Source organism: Rhodococcus sp. IEGM 1406 (assembly GCF_030056745.1).
GTDB lineage: Bacteria > Actinomycetota > Actinomycetes > Mycobacteriales > Mycobacteriaceae > Rhodococcus_F > Rhodococcus_F erythropolis.
On record NZ_JASHKO010000032.1, the window covers coordinates 1 to 246 of the forward strand.

Annotated in this window: 1 protein-coding gene; it reads left to right on the forward strand. The window is 65.0% G+C overall.

The genetic code is table 11. The annotated features are described in order from the left end of the window. On the forward strand, positions 1 to 206 hold a 206-nt coding region (locus QM596_RS29605), incomplete at its 5' end, for a biotin/lipoyl-containing protein (RefSeq protein WP_283310603.1). Positions 207 to 246 lie beyond the last annotated feature (40 nt).

Below are 246 nucleotides of genomic sequence, written 5' to 3' on the forward strand. Positions count from 1 at the left end.
CCGTCACCGCTCCGATGCAGGGCACCGTCGTCAAGGTCGCAGTGCCCGAAGGCCAGGAAGTTGCCGAAGGCGACCTGATCGCGGTTCTCGAAGCCCTGAAGATGGAAAACCCCGTCAACGCGCACAAGGCCGGTGTCGTCACCGGACGGTCCGTCGAGCCGGGTGCAGCAATCACGCAGGGAACGGTTCTCGCAGAACTGCAGTAAGGCCTCCGTCCCCGGGCGCCTTTCCGGTAGTCCCCACTAC